This is a genomic window from Microbulbifer variabilis (assembly GCF_052468405.1).
Genome location: NZ_CP174343.1, coordinates 4,194,856 through 4,211,529, shown reverse-complemented (window position 1 = coordinate 4,211,529; position 16,674 = coordinate 4,194,856). Strand labels below are relative to the sequence as shown.

The window sequence follows — 16,674 nt, the reverse complement described above, 5'->3', positions numbered from 1 at the left end:
ATATAATGAAAGAACTTCATCAGGATATCAAATTTGAAGATACCCTGAGGTTAAGGCGTATCTGCATAATAACAGAAGATATTTTTGGACCAATAAAAAATGGAGGCATAGGAACCGCTTATTATCATCTGGCCGTTTTCTTACAGCGTTCTGGGCATAAAGTTACTATTTGCTTTGTAAATGGCTTAGCAAAAAATCCTATAAAGATGCAAAGAACCAAGAGTTTTTTTGAAAAATATAATATTGATTTTTTTAGTATCGCCCCGCAAATTCTTGCAAAAACTGCAATGGCTCGAACTATGGCAATGCCATATGCAGCTTATGAATGGCTTAAGCAACACGAAAATTGTTTTGATGTTGTCCATGTTTCAGAGTGGCGAGGCATGGCATATATCGCTCTACTGGCTAAGAAACTTGGTATTGCATTTCAGAATATGCATTTTGCTGTAAAGGGATCCTCTCCTACGCTATGGTCTGCTGAGGGAAATCAACAGTTCCTTAAGGAGGAACGGCAGCTCGGTTGGGTTTTTATGGAGCGTAAAAGTGCTGAAATGGCGGATACGCTTATTTGTGGCAGCAACCACCTTTTTCAATGGATGGTAAGAAATAAATATAATCTTCCTGAGCGAAGCTTTTATTGGCCGAATGTCTTTATCGATGACCTGATGCCAGATAGAAAAAAAAATACCAGTAACATTATATCGGCTACTCGAGAGTGGGTTTTCTTTGGGCGTTTAGAACCTCGGAAGGGAATTATATTATTTGTAAATGCTCTTAATACTCTTTCTGTAAAGGGAATAAAGCTGCCAAAAATAACTTTTTTAGGTGGACTTTCTCATCGCTTTGATGCTCGTAAATTTATTGAGGAAAATCAAGGTAACTGGAAAACTAAAATAGAATATAGAAGTAATTTTAACTCGCTGGAAGCTGTAGAATACCTGAGTGGAGATGGACGCCTAGCTATTATCCCTGCTTTGTTGGAGAACTCGCCCATTGCAGTATACGAATGTCTTGCTGCTCGTATACCATTTATTGCGGCGGACACCGGTGGCACATCCGAGTTACTAGATAAAAAGAGTGTTGAAAAAATACTTTTTAAACCCAACCATATTTCCCTTGCAAGTAAACTGGCAGTTCATATAAAGGAGCTTCCTTGTCCAGGTATAAAGCATGAAAGGTTGAGAAAATCTATTAAAGTCTGGGAACAGTGGCATGGCCAAGAGCACCTAGTTTCAATTAAAAAGACTAAATCTATCGCTGTTTTACCTCTTATTTCAATATGCGTAACTCACTACGAGAGACCAGAGCTTCTTGATCAGGCCTTAAATAGTATAGATAGACAGAGTTATAAAAATTTTGAAGTAATTATTGTCGATGACGGTAGTGTTTCTGATAATACATTGAAAGCTCTCAAGATTTTTGAAGACCGCTATAAAGATAGGGGTTGGCAATTTATTTATCAGGAAAACAGATATGTAGGTGCTGCGCGGAATACTGCAGCAAGGAATGCCTCTGGTGACTATCTTCTGTTTTTTGATGATGATAATGTCATGATGCAAGATATGGTAGACAAGTTAGTCCGTGCGGCAATCTTTTCAGGTATTGATTGCTTAACTTGTAGTTCTATTAGATTTAGTGGTGTAGGAGAACCAAATACAGCTGAGAGTAAACTCGGAACCCAGATTCGTTTTATGGGGCCAGCTAAAGCTTGGGCGACTAAGGTGAATATTGTTGGGGATGCAACTTGCTTAATAAAAACTTCCCTTTTCAAAAAATATGGAGGTTATACAGAGAGATATAGAACCGGGAAAGATGATATTGAGTTTTATAGCAAGCTAATTTTTGAAAAAGTAAAGATATCTTACTACCCAGACCCATTATATTACTATCGAACCAGTAAAAATTCTATGAAAGAGAGGAACCATTTCCAAGAGGAGGGGGAATTCCGTCAGATTAGCCCTTATTTAAAAGGATTGGATTCTGAGGACAAAAGTCTTCTATTGTTTAGAAAACAGCAGAAAGAAAACAATAAAGCTAAAGCTGCGAAGTATAAGCCGGGTATTATACAGAAAACGATGCGAAGATTGCGTAAATTCGTCAGGGTGAAAGTTTGAAGTCCATTAAGCTTATCGAAGCAGCAAAAGACACTACTTTCCCACTCATTTGTGTTTTCCGAGACGAGCTAGATATCTTACCCGTATTTCTTCATCATTATCGTTCTTTAGGCGTTACATGTTTTCACTTGGTGGATACTGGTAGCACTGATAATTCCATTGATTATTTATTGAAACAGAAAGATGTTCAACTTTATACGGTTGATGGAGGTTACCCTCAGGCTAATGCAGGGGTTGATTGGGTTAATAAAATCGCCAAGGAATATTGTTTGGGAAAGTGGACCCTTGTAGTTGATGCCGATGAGTTTCTTCAGTTACCTGCAAAAAGCAATCAAGTTTCATTGGATCAGACCACCCGCTGTATGCAAAAGGAGTTGGCTTTTGCCCTATATACACCACTGATCGATTTTTTTAGTGATAATTTACAGGGAGATCCTACTAATGCAGAAACCCTTGCTGAGTTGATGGCTATAGCTCCTAATTGTGTTCCATATAAAAGTTATATAAAGAAGCGTATACAGGCTTTCCCTTTCTTTGAGATTCGCTCTAGAGCCAGAGCACAGATATCAGGCATTTCCAACTATTTTGTAAAATCCTATAAAATACCCCTTGTGTATTGGCGACCAGATTTTCAATATATACGTTCAACACATGCGTGTACTCCGATACCCTTAAGTGATAACTGTGCATATCTTTTCCATTTTAAGTTTCGAGCTGGCTTCAAGAAAAGGCTGGAAAGAGAGTTGAAAAATCCGGATCGGATGAATGCAGATGTGTATTATATTTCAAAATCTATAATAAAAAATCAGGAATCTATTCCTAAGTACACATTGGATTTACGTACGATGAACGGGTTCCAGGGAAGTGACTGGCTGTCACCGCCGGATTTTAATAATGATTGGCAGATTGAGAATCAGTCCAAAGCTCATTACTTCGAATTAATGACAAACCAAAAGATCCCATCTGAAAGCTATCTCGCTGATAACCTGACCCGCTTGACAAAATCATTTAGTTGGCGAATCAGTAAACCTGTAAGAGGGTTTTTGTTTAATCGTGGGGTGTTACGACATGACCACTATCCCGAACGGCTTGAGCGGGATCACCCTTTGGCAGATCAGACCATTGCCATCTACGAGTCATTCTGGTGGTTAGTCACGGGAATCTTTCGGCTTCCTGTAGCAATGTACCGTGCCATTCTCTGGCACAAGTTGGGAGGGCGCAGGCGATCTAAATAATATAATTTCAAGCCAAATAAAAAGGCCGGGGATGTTTCCCGGCCTTTTGTTAACACCTCAGTATATGGTTGAGATCAGTGCACCCAGTGGTGGCGCTCCATTTTTTCTTCTACCGCTTTCGCAGTAGGAGCAGGCATCGCACTGATAGGCAGGCGTTCGTGGAAGAATGCCAAGCGTTCGCCAGCACCGACTTCGTTCATGGTTTCCGCTTCGAACACACGGCCATTAATTACCGTATAGGTAATGTTTTCGGACAGGCGTAGATTGTCCAATGGATTGCCATCAATCACGATCAGGTCAGCTAGCTTTCCTGCTTCGATACTACCGATATCGCTATCCATACCCAGGTAGCGAGCGCCGTCGATGGTACCGGCGCGGAAGGCTTCCCAGGGGGTAAAACCGCCCTGCTCCATCATCCACATCTCCCAGTGCGCCCCCAGTCCTTCGCGCTGGCCGTGGGCGCCGATATGTACGGTGACACCTTCATCGCGCAGCTGCTTGGCCTGGCGGGCCACATTAAAGTGGTTGTAGTGGGCATCTGGCGCAGTGGGGCGACGGATAGAACGAGGGTTAACGATAAAGTCGGGGGTAAAGCGGGTCAGGCGCTCGTTTTTCCATACTTCGGTACGGTCATACCAATACTCCTCACCCCAGAGACCGCCGTAGGCCACGACGAAAGTCGGCGTATAACCCACCTGGGTTTGGCTCCACAGTTGTTCCACATCGCCGTAAACATTGGCGATTGGCAGTGAGTGCTCGATACCGGTATGCCCATCCACAATCATATTCATATTGTGTTGGTACTTACCGCCGCCCTCGGGCACCACCATAATGCCGGCTTCGCGAGCTGCCTTTAGCACCTGCTGGCGCTGGTCGCGGCGAGGCTGATTGTAGCTCTTCACCGAGATGGCGCCCATTTCTTTTAGGCGGTTCACATGGAACTGGGCATCTTCCAGAGAGTTGATTTTGGCTTTGTAGCCCGGGCCTTTGGCGCCGTAGAGGATGGTGCCGGTAGAGAAAATACGCGGCCCGGTAATCAGGCCGGCCTTTTGCATTTCTGCGGCGGAGAAGATCTCGCTGCTGTCATTGGAGGGGTCGTGAATGGTGGTCACGCCAAATGCCAGGCTGGAGAACAGATTCCAGTTCTGCTGCGGGATAATTTCTTCGCGCCCTTGGGCACCGTGGGCATGGGCGTCAATCAGTCCAGGCAATACGGTTTTGCCGGTAATATCAATGCGCTTCGCTTCAGCGGGGATTTCCACTTCTGCTGCCGGACCCACCGCGACAATGCGGTTGCCCCGGAACAGAACCACGCCATCCTCGATAATTTCACGGGTGTTCTCCGCATCGCGCATAGTGACGACTTTGCCGCCGGTCAGGGCAACGAGACCTGCGCGATTGTCGAAGGGTTGCTCAAAGCTCAGGTCAATACCTTCGGAGACCGGTTCTGGCAGCTCCTCAGGGGCACCGGCGACAAACTCGAAGGCATCCTTAAGTTCGCGTTCGAACAACTTAGGTCCGTGAGCCCAGCCCAAGGTTTCGCTATCGGCGGACCAGTGCAGGTTTTCACCGGCGCGCTTGGATACCTGGGTGACTTTAACCGCTTTGCTGTCGGGGCCGATCACCTCGGACTTGCCGGTGTGCATAAAGGGAGCAACGAAGGCTCTGAAGTCCTGGGTGAAGGCGACCCACTTGCCGTCCGGGGACAGTCGGAAGGAGGTGATCTCCGCCCCGTGGAGGTGCTCGCGCTCATCTTTGCCTTCCAAGTTGGTGCTCTTCAACACACGCTTACCACCGTTGGCGCCAACGTATTCAGAGAAGTAAATACGGTCATCGGTGGCGCCGAAATGCGGCTCATAGCCAGACTTCACGACCCGTCGCTGCCAGTCACCATCGGCGTCTGCAAGATAGATACCCGGCTCTAATGAGTATTCGGGGCTCAGCAGGTAGCCGCCGGTAAAGCGACGATAAGCCACCGTATCACCGCTGGGGGAGAAAGTTGGCTCTACGTATAGACCGCGTTGTTCGGTGATGTTTTTGCCGCGACCGTTACGAGCGGAAACCACGCGTACATGGCCAAGTTTTTGGTCATCCCAGGTGATATAGGTAATCTCGCGGCCGTCGCGGGACCAGCTGGGGTAGAACTCAAAGTGATCATTTTGGCGAGTCAGGCGGCGGTGCTCACCGCTGTCGATATCCTGGATATAAATCTTGCCCAAGGCCTGGAAAGCGACCTGCTTGCCGTTGGGAGACTTTTGCGCCCAGCGAATCATCTTCACATCGAAGGTTTCAGGGGCCACTTCGACAGGGAAGCGTACCGCGTCGGCGACCTGCTTCTCTACCTTCACATGGGCTTCAATTGGCGCGACGCTGTCACCGTTTATTGAAATGCGCAGGAATTTACCGCCGGTCCATACGATCAGCGATTCGCCATCGGGCATCCAATCGTACTGCACATAGTTGCCGTGCGGGCCGAAGATTTCCTGCAGGTCGCGCTCAAGACCGGAATAAACCGGGGTTTCGAGGCCGGTGTTAAGGTCTTTCAGAAATAGGGAAGTCTGGTTGTCCTGGCGTCGGATAAAGGCCAGCTTGCTGCCGTCTGGAGAGGGTACAGGAGCTACTGCACCGCCGGGGCCGGAGATAAAGGTTTCCTCTTCACCGTCCTGCAGGTCGTAGCGCTTGATCGCAAAAATTTCCTTGGTGGAGTTCTTATTGTATTCCCATACGGTACCCGGTGTGGTGTCGATGGAGTAATAGACGTAGCGTCCGTCTGGGGAGAAAGCCGGGTCGGCAATGTTTTTCTGGGCGATATCGCCACCAATGCGCTCTTTCAGTTGGCGGCCTTCACCTCCACCATAGTGGTACATCCAGATCTCACCGGCGGGGATACTGCGCCCGGACATAAATCCTTTGCGTGCCACCAGGTACTGGCCATCTGGACTCCAATTCGGCGAGTGCAGCAGGTTTTCCTTTTCAGTTGTGAGCTGACGTAGGTTTTCTCCATTGCGATCCATGAGCCAGATATTGTCGGCGCCGTCTCGGTCGCTGATAAACACAATAGTCTTGCCATCTGGGCTGAAGCGAGGCTGCATATTCCAGGCGATTTCATTGGTCAAGGCTACAGCTTCACCACCGGCGACGGGCACAATGTAGATATCGCCGAGCATATCGAAGAGGATGGTTTTGCCATCCGGGCTGATATCCAGGTTGCTCCAGGTAGTCTCGCGGGTATCCAGCTGGATTGGCTTAAATTCATAAGCCGGCTTGTTGATATCCCAGGGTTGCTCTTCCTTTGGGCTTTCTGCTGTCGCCGCTAGTGGCAAAGCCAGTGCCAAGGCCGTCAGTGCCAATAGATGGCGCTTCGGTTTTATCTGCTTGATTGTATTCATGGACAATTTCCCCCCACCGCTTTGCAAGGCGATGGCTTTAACTGTTCTGTTGTAGTGGGCAAGTTATTGATTTTGCGGTTGGTAAATTACCGGGATCACTGCCCGGCGGCAAACGCAATGCGCCGAGCGCCAGGCTGCCGGGTTGGGTTGAGTTAGCCTGGAGGACTGGAGACAATAGCCTTAATTTAGCGAAATTAGTGAGATTTCAAATCAAAATGACTATCGACGTTGTGATTTTGGCTGCGGGTAAAGGCTCCCGTATGCATTCAGATTTGCCCAAAGTGCTACATCCGATTGGCGGAATCCCCATGTTGGGACGTGTGATCGAGGCTGCCAGGCAGTTGGGAGAAGTGGAAATCACAGTGGTGATCGGACATGGTGCTGAGATGGTGCGGGAGCATTTCGCCGATAGTGGCGTTCATTTCGTGGAGCAGGCAGAGCAATTGGGTACTGGCCACGCCGTTGCCCAGGCAATCCCAAATTTTCGTGAGGGCGCCACAGTGTTAGTGCTATACGGCGATGTACCGCTGGTAAAATCAGGGACTCTGCAGTCGCTGTTATCGGCGGCGGACAAGGGCCCGGCATTACTTTCTGTGGAGATGGCCAATCCCGCCGGTTATGGGCGTATTGTGCGTGATGAGGCTGGCAGGGTACTCGCCATCGTGGAGGAGAAGGATGCCGATGCGGATACACTCGCTATCCGCGAGGTAAATACCGGTATTCTTGCTGCACCGGCAGAGTTGTTATCCCGTTGGCTTCCGGAGCTTTCCTGTGACAATGCGCAGGGAGAGTATTACCTGACTGATGTGATTGCTCGTTCAGTAAGTGAGGAGATGGCAGTAACCGGCGTGCGCGCCAGCGATGTCCTGGAAGTTTCCGGAGTGAACAGTCGCTCGCAACAGGCACAAATGGAGCGGGCTTTACAGCACAGTCGAGCTTTGGCCCTCATGAATGCTGGCACTACCCTGCTCGATCCAGCGCGTATTGATATCCGCGGTAGTCTCGAGTGCGATACCGATGTTTCTATCGATATTAACTGTATCTTTGAGGGGCGAGTCACTCTGGGGAAAGGCGTACAAATTGGTCCCAACTGCTTGCTGAAGAATTGTCATCTCGCAGATGGTACCCGGGTAGAGGCCAACTCCATTATTGAGGATGCCGAAGTGGGGGAAGCCTGTACCGTAGGCCCCTTTGCTCGTTTGCGTCCAGGCACAGAACTGGCAGCCGGTGCCAAAGTGGGCAACTTTGTTGAAACCAAAAAGGCGAAAGTTGGTGTTGGCAGTAAGATAAATCACCTTTCCTATGTCGGGGATGCAGTTATAGGTGAGGCTGTGAATATCGGTGCTGGCACCATCACATGTAATTACGATGGTGTGAACAAATCGCTGACAGAAATTGGTGATGGGGCATTTATTGGCTCCAATACTGCACTGGTAGCCCCAGTAAAAGTAGGCAGCGGCGCAACTGTGGGTGCCGGTTCAACGATTACCCGTGAGGTGGGCAGCGAAGAACTGGCGGTGGCTCGGGGCAAGCAGCGTAATATCAATGGTTGGCAGCGTCCGACCAAAAAGAGCTAGCCAACCCCCATCTTTCAGGAATTCTCCGGTGGGATATTGAATTCCGGCGGAGGATCCCTTCTCGCGCACTCTGTGCTGATACCCATCCATTAAACTTGCGCATCGGGAACACAAGGAATGGCCCGATGCACAAGCCAAGAATGCAACTGCTCGCCAGCTTTGATATTGCCTCGTTAGAGTATTTGGATGAACGTGGACATACGACCCAGGCGCTACCAGATTTTGCTACCCCCGATACCCTGGTAGCTTTTTATCGCCAGATGGCCCTTGCCCGATTAGTGGACGATCGCGCGGTAAAAATGCAGCGCACAGGCCAGCTCGGTACCTACCCGTCCAGTCTTGGGCAGGAAGCTATTGGCGTAGGTGTCGGTGCAGCCATGGCAAAAGAGGATGTCTACTGCCCAAATTACCGCGAAACCGGCGCCCTGCTGGAGCGGGGTGTCACTATTCAGGAAATCTACGCTATTTGGGGTGGGGATGAGCGCGGTCAAAACTTCCGCCACGCCCGCGAGGATCTGCCTCTAAGCGTTCCCATCGCCACACAAATGCTGCATGGGGCTGGGGTCGCTTTCGCCCTCAAATACAAACATGAACAGCTTGGTGAGCCTATGCGGGTTGCTGTTACTACTGGTGGGGACGGATCAACATCGCGTGGGGATTTCTACGAGGCTATCAATCTTGCGGGAGACTGGCAGCTGCCTCTGGTGGTGGTGATCAATAATAACCAGTGGGCTATCTCCCTACCCCGCTCCGAGCAGACTGCTTGTAAAACCCTTGCGCAAAAAGCGATCGCTGCAGGCATACCCAGTTTACAGGTCGATGGAAATGATGTGATTGCGGTGCGAGAGGCTGTCGGGGATGCCGTGGAACGAGCACGCAGGGGTGCGGGTCCGTCTATGGTTGAGGCGGTCAGCTATCGTTTATGCGATCACACCACCGCTGATGATGCCAGTCGTTACCAGCCAGAACAGGCTCTGAAGGAAGCCTGGTCACGGGAGCCATTGCGTCGTTTACGCAGCTATATGCAGGCTCATGGGTTCTGGGGGGATTCCCAGGAAGAAGAAATGCAAAGGGAGCTGAACCAGGCGCTGGAAAAGGCGGTGCAGGAATACCGGGACACTCCCAGGGATGCAGCTACCGCGATCTTTGATCACCTCTATGAAACTCTGCCCGAGGCCTTTCTGGAGCAGTATCAACAACTGCGGGGAGAAAACTGATGGGCGAAATCACGCTTGTAGAAGCCATCACACAGGCTCTGGCCTTTGAATTGCAGGCGGATCAGAGGGTGGTGGTGTTCGGCGAGGATGTGGGGGTAAACGGTGGAGTGTTTCGAGCTACTGAAGGGCTGCAGGATAGGTTTGGAAGTGCCAGGGTTTTGGATACGCCTTTGGCTGAAACCATGATTGCAGGGATTGCCATTGGTATGGCTGCCCAAGGATTGCGCCCCGTGGCGGAGTTCCAATTCATGGGATTTATCTATCCCGCACTGGACCATATCCTCAGCCACGCTGGTCGCTACCGAAACCGCACTCGCGGACGCTTGTCTTGCCCCATTGTATATAGGGCACCTTACGGTGGCGGTATCCATGCTCCAGAACATCACTCGGAAAGCACCGAGGCCCTTTTTGCCCATATTCCCGGATTGCGCTTAGTCGTGCCCTCCTCTCCGGCGCGGGCTTATGGGTTGTTACTGGCGGCCATTCGCAATCCAGACCCGGTTGTATTCCTTGAACCGAAGCGCATTTACCGTGCGGCGCGCCAGGAAGTACCGGATAGCGGTGATGCTCTGCCACTGGATCGAGCATTTGTTTTACGGGAGGGTACTGATGTCACTCTGATCTCATGGGGGGCCTCCCTCAAGGAAACTTTACAGGCTGCTGAGCAACTCGCTGAAGAAGGTATTGAAGCTGAGGTGATTGATCCCGCCACCTTAAAGCCACTGGATATCCACACCGTAATTGACTCCCTGGAGAAAACACACCGATGTGTGGTTATACATGAAGCTGCAAGATTTTGTGGCCTGGGGGCTGAAGTGGTGGCGCAGATTAACGAATATGCCTTCGACCTGCTACATGCTCCAGTTCAGCGTGTCACTGGTTACGATACCGTAATGCCGTACTTCCAACTGGAGGATGAATATCTGCCGGGAGCCTCGAGAATTTTGGCTGCGGTGCGCAAAGCACTCGATTATGCCAACGGAGGTGCGGTATGAAAGTTTTCACCCTGCCGGATCTTGGTGAAGGGTTGCCCGATGCGGTTGTGCGAGAGTGGCATGTTAGTGAAGGAGATACGATTGCCGCCCATGAAAGCCTGGTGACGGTTGAGACTGCCAAGGCGCTAGTGGAGGTGCCAGCTCCCTGGGGCGGCAGAATTGAGAAGCTGTTTGCAGCCGAGGATGAAACCGTCAATGTAGGCGAACCCCTGGTTGGGTTTGTCACCGCTGGTGAGGATATCGGGGGTGAGGAGATATCGCCCAGGAGCTCTGAAGAAGCACCAGGTGTGATTAAAGAGCCTGCTCAAGCTGCAGAAGAGGCTAGCTCCCACCTTGATGGTGGCACAGTTGTCGGCAAGTTGGAGCAGGGGCGAGATGTCCTGAGCGCGGAGCAGTGGTTTTCAGGGGCCCCCAGGCGGCTGGCTACACCCTCAGTGCGTGCCTTGGCTCGGCGTTTGGGGGTGGACTTGCAGCGACTCTCAGAAAACGGTGCCCTGGTGACTGAATCCCAGGTGCTTGCAGCGGTAGGCTCCAGGGAGAAGATTGCCAGAAAAGTTAGCCCATCCTCGCCGCCTTCCTCTCCCAGCAAAAGTACTGCAACCGGGGGCCAGCCCGAGACGATTATGTCGCCGGCACGGCGGGCTATGGGGCTTTCCATGAGCCGGGCGCGAGACCAGGTAATGCAAATTACCTTGTGTGATGATGCAGATATCTCCAGCTGGTGGGGCAGCGCGCCGGCCCTGTTGCGATTGGTACGTGCTGTGCAAGCTGCTTGTACAGTTGAACCGACCCTCAATGCTCTCTACCAGGAAGGTCAGCTGGCTCTCCAGAAGGGAGTGAATATCGGATTGGCAGTGGATTCCCCGAGAGGCCTATTTGTTCCAGTACTTAGGGATGTGGGGGGGCGCTCGGATGAAGAGCTATTGCAGCAGGTTGCAGATTTTAAGCACCAAGCCAGGGAAACCGGTATTGCACAAAGCGATCTACAGGGAGCGACGATACTTTTATCCAATTTCGGCACTATTGCTGGCCGCTACGCCACTCCGGTTGTATTGCCCCCAACGGTAGCGATTGTCGGTGCTGGGCGGGTTTGCCAGGGAGTCGTCATTATTGATCGCTGGCCAGCTATGCGCCCTCTGCTGCCTCTCTCAATCAGCGCTGATCACAGAGCTGTAACAGGTGGAGAATTAGCGCGTTTTCTTCAGGCTATGTTACAGGCTCTTTCCTGCTAAATATTGATCACGCAATCATCCCCCAATAACTCTCCGGTAAATATCGCCAGAGAGGAAAATAATGTGGGAACTTATCTTTCGTTTTGCTATCTTTAAGTTTCGAAATGAAAGATAGCCATTTATGTCTAAACGCAATACACAGCAACGTCGACACGGCATCATGAGCCTTCTCAATGAGGCGGGAGAGGCTAGTGTCGAGCTGTTAGCACGACGCTTCGAAACTTCAGAGGTTACGATCCGAAAGGATCTTACCGCTATGGAAAATCATGGGCTGCTACTGCGTCGCCGCGGAGGCGCCATCCCGGTGCCACGGGAACTGGTAGTAGAGGAAGGGCCCTCAGAGGTTAAGCGTGTGATCGGCCGTGCAGCGGCGGCACTTATTCCCGATCACCACCGTATCGTGATCGATTATGGCCGCACCACCGCGGCAATGATTCCTGAACTGGAGCGTAAGCGCGGCCTGGTGGTGATGACCAACTCCCTGCATGTAGCTAATGCTTTGCGTGAACTGGAAAACGAACCGACGCTGCTTATGACTGGAGGCACCTGGGACCCCCATTTTGAGGCGTTTCAGGGCAAGGTGGCAGAGCAGGTGTTGCGAGATTACGACTTCGACCGCGCCTTTATTGGAGCCGATGGAATAGACCTGAAGCGCGGTACTTGCACATTTAACGAGCAGATTGGTTTATCGCGTGTGATGGCAGAAGTTGCTCGCGAAGTCGTGGTCTTGGCTGAATCCAGCAAAGTGGGCAGGCGTATTCCAAACCTGGAACTGCCATGGGAGCAAGTAGATACCCTGGTTACTGATACAGGCCTGAGTGACGATGCACAGCAACAGCTTGAGGCTCTGGGAGTGCAGGTAATCCGTGCTGCAGCCTCCAGTAGAGCTAAATGAGCAGCAGAATTAAATAAAAGAAATTGATTTATTAGGAGATAAACATGTGTGGAATTGTTGGCGCCCTCGCGCAGCGCAATGTAACTGAAATTCTACTAGAAGGATTGCGCCGCCTGGAATATCGCGGCTATGACTCTGCGGGAGTTTGCCTGCGCAGTGATGATGGCGAACTACAGTTGCGCAAGAGTCTGGGTAAGGTTGCTGACTTAGAAGCCAAGCTTCAAGCTGAGCCCGCTGAGGGCCATCAGGGGATTGCTCACACCCGCTGGGCCACCCACGGGGTTCCATCCAATGAAAACGCTCATCCACATATGTCTGGACATATTGCTCTGGTACATAACGGTATTATTGAAAATCACCAAGCATTGCGTTCAGACTTGCAGGATAAAGGTTATAAATTTGCCTCAGATACTGATACAGAGGTGGTCGTACATCTAATTCACTCTCTGAGTAAAGATGGCCATAGTCTGGTGGACGCCGTAGCTAAAGCAACACAGATGCTTGAGGGGGCCTACGCCCTCGCTGTTATCAGCAGTGAAGAGCCGGAAGTTATGGCTTGTGCGCGCTATGGCAGCCCTTTGGTTTTAGGTGTTGGTATTGAGGAAAATTTTATTGCCTCTGATCCTATGGCTTTACGCCAGGTTACCGATCGCTTTATCTTCCTTGAAGAGGGCGATGTTGCTGAGGTGCGTCGCAGCGGTATTTCTGTGCGGGACAGGCAGGGGGAAGAAGTTAGTCGTCCAGTGCACAAGCTCGATGGCGGTCATGACGTAACTGACAAGGGTCGCTATCGCCACTATATGCAGAAAGAGATTTTTGAGCAGCCGGAAGTTGTGGCGGCAACTCTGGCGGGACGTATTGGTGACCACTCGGTGTTATCCCAGGCGCTGGGTACTCGCGCTCAAGAGATCTTGCCACAGGTGCAGCAGGTGCAGATTGTCGCCTGTGGTACCAGCTACCATGCGGGTATGGTTGCGCGCTATTGGTTGGAGGATTGGGCCGGGGTGCCCTGTTCCGTAGAGGTGGCCAGTGAGTTGCGCTACCGTAAAACGGTAGTACGTCCAGGTACCCTGTTTGTAACCATTTCACAGTCTGGAGAAACTGCCGATACTCTGGCGGCTTTGCGTCAGGCTCGGGATCTCGGCTATCTGGCCTCCATGACCATTTGTAACGTACCCAACAGTTCCCTGGTGCGTGAATCTGAATTGTCCCTGATGACTGAAGCAGGCCCGGAAATTGGTGTAGCCTCTACAAAAGCCTTCACCACTCAGCTGGTAGCCCTGCAATTATTCTGTATTGCCTTGGCCAAGGCCAATGGCCTCTCATCTGAGCGAGAGGCGGAGTTAGTGGGAGCTCTGCATAAATTGCCGCAGCTGATGGAAGACTTTACGGATCTCGATAAGGTGGTTAAGCACAGCAGCGAGGCTTTTGCAGAGAAAAACCACGCACTGTTCCTTGGACGTGGTGTCGAGTTCCCAATTGCCCTGGAAGGGGCATTGAAGCTTAAGGAAATCTCCTATATTCACGCCGAAGCTTATCCGGCTGGGGAACTCAAGCACGGCCCCCTAGCACTGGTAGATGCGGATATGCCAGTAATTGTTGTGGCACCAAATAATGAATTACTGGAAAAGCTGAAATCTAATCTGCAGGAAGTGCGTGCACGTGGCGGCCAGTTATTTGTTTTTGCCAGCCCCAAAGCAGGCTTTGCTAGTGAGGAGGGGGTTACCGTGATTGAAGTACCGGATTCCCCAGAGAGCTTGGCGCCAATTCTCTACACAGTACCCTTGCAGTTGCTTAGCTATCATGTGGCGGTACTGAAGGGCACCGATGTAGATCAGCCGAGGAACTTGGCTAAGTCAGTTACCGTAGAGTAAATCCCACATGGCCACGGATGGCTTATGAATGAACCTGCTGAGCAGTTTGCATTTACTACTTCGGATGGTGTGACTCTCCGTTATCTGCAGGCAGGTTCCGGTCCCACTCTATTAATTCTGCATGGCTGGTCCCAAGGGGCTGCCCTGTTCAAGTATCAGCTCGCCGGATTGAGCGATCGTCTGAGGGTGATCGCACTGGATATGCGCGGCCATGGCCTCTCTGATAAACCCTCATATGGTTATCGAGTTGCGCGTTTGGCCAAGGATCTGCAGGAGCTGATTGAGGCTCTAAGGCCAAACCCACTTTACCTGCTCGGTCATTCGGCCGGGGCCTCAGTTATCTGGAATTACCTGGAGATGTTTGGTGATTCCTTGGTTTCAAAATTCATCTTTATCGACGAACCCGCTGCCCTTCTCGCCGATCCCGGCTGGTCGGAAAAGCAGTGTTTGGATGCCGGGGCAATTATCACACCCAACGGGCTCTACCAGTTTACCAACCGCTTGATTGGACCCGGTGGAGAGCTGGCCACCCGGGATATTTTGATGTCCATGGTGACCCCTGCAATGACTTCACAACAGAGGGAAGAGTTGGTTGCGGTCAATTTACAATTCCCCCGCGCACTGGCGGCACGCCTATTTGTTGACAATGTTACTCGCGATTGGCGGGATTTTATCCCCCGTATTGAAAAACCCACTTTGATTATTTTTGGGAGGGCAAGTCCCCATCCCGTGGAGTGTCAACAGTGGATTCATAAGCAGATAAGAGGCTCGCGACTGGAGATTATCGAAGCTTCCGAGGGGGGAAGTCACTTTGTGTTTCTGGAAGCGCCGGACAGATTTAATAGGCTGTTGCGCGATTTTCTGAGCTAGTTCCAAAAAATTTTTCCCGGGCCGTTCTCGGTATGTCGTGCTGTGCTTTCGTGGGAAGGCATAACGCTTTGTTAGCCGCTTGAACTTTATAATATTTTTTGAAACTCCTTACACTTTTGGGCGGTTTTTCTATTGGGTAACGGTGCTTAAGATGGAGCCATCTCAACGAAGCTATATAAGTAGGAATTTGCACCATGATGAAGGCCGTAGGTTATCAACATTCCCTGCCCATTTCCGATGTTCAATCACTGCAGGATATTTCTCTGCCGGTTCCCAAAGTGTCTGGGAGAGATTTACTGGTTGAAGTTAGTGCGATATCGGTAAACCCTGTGGATACCAAGGTGCGCTCCAGGGCGACGCCAGCTGAGGGGCATTGGAAAGTTCTGGGGTGGGATGCGGTAGGAATTGTTAAAGAGATTGGCCATGAGGTTTCTGAGTTTACCGTTGGTGACCGTGTTTGGTATGCGGGTGATATTTCCCGCCCAGGTAGCAATGCCCAGTATCAGTTGGTAGATGAGCGTATCGCTGGCCGTGCGCCGTATAGCCTGGCTGGTGCGGAAGCCGCTGCCCTGCCCCTGACTGCTATTACCGCCTGGGAAATGCTCTTTGATCGTTTACAGGTAGAGACGGGTAAAGGGGCCAATAGCAAGTCCATCCTGGTAATAGGTGCCGCTGGGGGCGTGGGCTCTATTTTGGTTCAGCTGGCGCGATGCCTGACCAACCTTACGGTAATTGGCACAGCTTCACGGCCGGAGACGAAAGCCTGGCTGGAAAGCCTGGGGGCGCATCAGGTTATTAATCACAATAATCCTTTGAGTGAAGAGTTGGCAGGTGCCGGGCTTGATGAGGTCGATTATGTCGTTAGTCTTAACAATACGGAAGATCACCAAGCTGAGATTGTAAAGTGCATAAAGCCCCAGGGTAAGTTTGCCTTAATTGATGACCCCAATTCGCTCGATGTGATAGCGTTCAAGCAAAAGAGCATCTCGTTACACTGGGAATTTATGTTTACCCGCGCGCTATTTGAAACTGAAGATATGGGCGCGCAACACCAGTTACTCAGCGAACTGTCTGAATTGATTGATGGCCGGTTAATTAAAACTACTCTTGGCCAGCATTTTGGGAAAATAAACGCAGAAAACCTGCGCAAGGCTCATGCTTTTATCGAATCCCAGGCAGCCAAGGGAAAAGTTGTCCTGGAGGGATTCGATTGAATCATCGGAACAATAATTTTCGTTAAAGCGTTTTTCAGATAAAATTTTTCTTAAAAAATATT

The 16,674-nt window shown here is 50.6% G+C and carries 11 protein-coding genes; 10 read left to right on the top strand and 1 reads right to left on the bottom strand.

The features are described 5' to 3' along the window. The first annotated feature begins 5 nt into the window (after nucleotides 1–5). Both ACJJJB_RS19080 and ACJJJB_RS19075 read left to right on the top strand, forming a co-directional pair. On the top strand, nucleotides 6–2,114 hold the full coding sequence (locus tag ACJJJB_RS19080) for a glycosyltransferase (RefSeq protein ID WP_445365321.1): 2,109 nt from the start codon (nucleotides 6–8) through the stop codon (nucleotides 2,112–2,114). Next, entirely contained in the window at nucleotides 2,111–3,349 is a 1,239-nt protein-coding gene (locus ACJJJB_RS19075; RefSeq protein WP_211214935.1) for a glycosyltransferase family 2 protein, read from the top strand. Before ACJJJB_RS19080 ends, ACJJJB_RS19075 begins: the two co-directional genes overlap by 4 nt. Nucleotides 3,350–3,423: 74 nt before the next feature. On the opposite strand, the gene ACJJJB_RS19070 is transcribed toward ACJJJB_RS19075, so the two are convergent. After that, on the bottom strand, nucleotides 3,424–6,738 hold the full coding sequence (locus tag ACJJJB_RS19070) for an amidohydrolase family protein (RefSeq protein ID WP_445365320.1): 3,315 nt from the start codon (nucleotides 6,736–6,738) through the stop codon (nucleotides 3,424–3,426). 215 nt (nucleotides 6,739–6,953) lie between these two features. Here ACJJJB_RS19070 and glmU point away from each other — a divergent pair, with 215 nt between their 5' ends. The 8 genes from glmU to ACJJJB_RS19030 all read left to right on the top strand — a co-directional run bounded on the left by glmU (nucleotide 6,954) and on the right by ACJJJB_RS19030 (nucleotide 16,612). After that, entirely contained in the window at nucleotides 6,954–8,315 is a 1,362-nt protein-coding gene (gene glmU, locus ACJJJB_RS19065; RefSeq protein ID WP_444902620.1) for a bifunctional UDP-N-acetylglucosamine diphosphorylase/glucosamine-1-phosphate N-acetyltransferase GlmU, read from the top strand. Between the two features lie 125 nt (nucleotides 8,316–8,440). After that, entirely contained in the window at nucleotides 8,441–9,532 is a 1,092-nt protein-coding gene (gene pdhA, locus ACJJJB_RS19060; protein ID WP_020413913.1) for a pyruvate dehydrogenase (acetyl-transferring) E1 component subunit alpha, read from the top strand. Further along, nucleotides 9,532–10,527, top strand: coding sequence for an alpha-ketoacid dehydrogenase subunit beta (locus ACJJJB_RS19055; protein WP_445365319.1), 996 nt, complete (start codon nucleotides 9,532–9,534; stop codon nucleotides 10,525–10,527). Before pdhA ends, ACJJJB_RS19055 begins: the two co-directional genes overlap by 1 nt. Further along, entirely contained in the window at nucleotides 10,524–11,759 is a 1,236-nt protein-coding gene (locus ACJJJB_RS19050; RefSeq protein ID WP_445365318.1) for a dihydrolipoamide acetyltransferase family protein, read from the top strand. The genes ACJJJB_RS19055 and ACJJJB_RS19050 overlap by 4 nt, the downstream gene beginning before the upstream one ends. Nucleotides 11,760–11,880: 121 nt before the next feature. After that, a complete protein-coding gene (locus ACJJJB_RS19045) occupies nucleotides 11,881–12,654 on the top strand; it encodes a DeoR/GlpR family DNA-binding transcription regulator (protein ID WP_445365317.1) in 774 nt (257 codons plus the stop codon). Between the two features lie 44 nt (nucleotides 12,655–12,698). Next, nucleotides 12,699–14,528 (top strand): glutamine--fructose-6-phosphate transaminase (isomerizing), encoded by a 1,830-nt coding sequence (gene glmS / locus ACJJJB_RS19040; RefSeq protein ID WP_445365316.1) that lies wholly within the window; start codon nucleotides 12,699–12,701, stop codon nucleotides 14,526–14,528. A gap of 24 nt (nucleotides 14,529–14,552) precedes the next feature. Beyond that, complete coding sequence (locus ACJJJB_RS19035) at nucleotides 14,553–15,398, top strand: alpha/beta fold hydrolase (RefSeq protein ID WP_020413918.1); 846 nt, start codon at nucleotides 14,553–14,555, stop codon at nucleotides 15,396–15,398. A gap of 194 nt (nucleotides 15,399–15,592) precedes the next feature. After that, nucleotides 15,593–16,612, top strand: coding sequence for a zinc-binding alcohol dehydrogenase family protein (locus tag ACJJJB_RS19030; protein WP_445365315.1), 1,020 nt, complete (start codon nucleotides 15,593–15,595; stop codon nucleotides 16,610–16,612). Nucleotides 16,613–16,674 lie beyond the last annotated feature (62 nt).

What these genes read in the sequence shown, in the direction of transcription:
- ACJJJB_RS19080 (WP_445365321.1), top strand. Translation starts at nt 6, where the DNA reads ATGAAAGAACTTCATCAGGATATCAAATTTGAAGATACCCTGAGGTTA.
- ACJJJB_RS19050 (WP_445365318.1), top strand. Translation starts at nt 10,524, where the DNA reads ATGAAAGTTTTCACCCTGCCGGATCTTGGTGAAGGGTTGCCCGATGCG.
- glmS (WP_445365316.1), top strand. Translation starts at nt 12,699, where the DNA reads ATGTGTGGAATTGTTGGCGCCCTCGCGCAGCGCAATGTAACTGAAATT.
- ACJJJB_RS19030 (WP_445365315.1), top strand. Translation starts at nt 15,593, where the DNA reads ATGATGAAGGCCGTAGGTTATCAACATTCCCTGCCCATTTCCGATGTT.
- pdhA (WP_020413913.1), top strand. Translation starts at nt 8,441, where the DNA reads ATGCACAAGCCAAGAATGCAACTGCTCGCCAGCTTTGATATTGCCTCG.
- ACJJJB_RS19045 (WP_445365317.1), top strand. Translation starts at nt 11,881, where the DNA reads ATGTCTAAACGCAATACACAGCAACGTCGACACGGCATCATGAGCCTT.
- ACJJJB_RS19070 (WP_445365320.1), bottom strand. Translation starts at nt 6,738, where the DNA reads ATGAATACAATCAAGCAGATAAAACCGAAGCGCCATCTATTGGCACTG.
- glmU (WP_444902620.1), top strand. Translation starts at nt 6,954, where the DNA reads ATGACTATCGACGTTGTGATTTTGGCTGCGGGTAAAGGCTCCCGTATG.
- ACJJJB_RS19055 (WP_445365319.1), top strand. Translation starts at nt 9,532, where the DNA reads ATGGGCGAAATCACGCTTGTAGAAGCCATCACACAGGCTCTGGCCTTT.
- ACJJJB_RS19035 (WP_020413918.1), top strand. Translation starts at nt 14,553, where the DNA reads ATGAATGAACCTGCTGAGCAGTTTGCATTTACTACTTCGGATGGTGTG.